Here is a 1,090-nt window from a genome sequence, read left to right as displayed (position 1 = left end):
CGACCGGCCCGTGCACGAGCGATGCTGCGTGCACGGGCCGGCCAACGACGGCGAGCACGTTGCCAACTGGGGCGGCTTCTGTGAGCCCCCTGCCGCGTGCTGGTGAGCGGGCCAATGGTGGAGTCGACTGAGAAACCCAGTGAGGCCGCCCGTGACGCCGGCCTGCGCGACCAACGCAGGAAGACTCACTTCTATGTGCCGTCGATGGCCCACATTTGCAGCCGGTTATGGATGCCTCGCCAGTTTCCGCACCACTCCGGCAAAGTCTCCTCACCGTCGGGCAGAGTTGAGGTGGTCATGATTTGGCCGGAGTGCTTGCCGTCGTAGAGCGTGGCGTTGGCTACGCTCTGCGACGTCCGGCATCGGCGTTTAAGGCGCCCAGGGGTGTGGCGTCGCCGTGCCGTGCCCGCATGACGACGATCTCACCAGTCGGGGTGAGCGCTTCGGGGCTGTTTACCTTGTGAAATCGGGTGGCATGAGGTGGCTTTAGGCGCTCGGCGCTCAGCAGTCGCTAGTGATGCTCCAACCTTGCCTAGTTACAGCGCAGTTGCACAATCTTTCCGGACAAGGGGTCTGTTTCCGTGGTGGGTGCCGTTAGCCCGCTTCAGGTTGAAACTCCCGGATTCGCGATCGCCACCTTCCGCGTGTGTGCTCTAGATCACTCTTGACGCCCCCCTTGGGTGCCTCGATATTTGGCTGACTTTTGTGAAGGCCATGTGGAAAACGGGGCGGGTCTGTGACTGGTGGGGTGTGGCGTCGAGCGCGTCACGGTGTGTGTGTGACGGCCGTTCTGTCCGCCATGTTGAGCGTGGTTCCTGCGTTGAACTCGCAGGCAGCGGCGTTGCCTTCCCGTCCGGCCGACTTGGGTTCGCCGGAGCTCCGGGCTTCGGCCGCGGCCGTGGCGGCGGGCGAACGTGTGGAAGTTGTGGAGGAGCGCTCCGAGCGGGAAACGGTCTTCGCCAACCCGGACGGGACGACGTTCACGATGGAGAAATCCATCGCTCCGGTCCGTGTGGCTCTTCAGGGGAAGTGGGTGGAACCCGACCCGACTCTGGTGCGCCATACAGACGGGTCGGTCGGTCCTGCCGCG

1 protein-coding gene is annotated in these 1,090 nt (G+C 64.3%); it reads left to right on the top strand.

What is annotated here, in order from left to right; all coding sequences use genetic code 11:
• Nucleotides 1-778: 778 nt before the first annotated feature.
• Nucleotides 779-1,090, top strand: a 312-nt coding sequence (locus tag ACZ7HQ_RS45850) for a hypothetical protein (RefSeq protein WP_471003676.1), incomplete at its 3' end; no start/stop codon positions are given.

This window comes from Streptomyces sp. NPDC037290, from assembly GCF_055603245.1.
The sequence above is the reverse complement of the archived record's forward strand: the minus strand, read 5'-3'. Positions and strand labels throughout refer to the sequence as shown.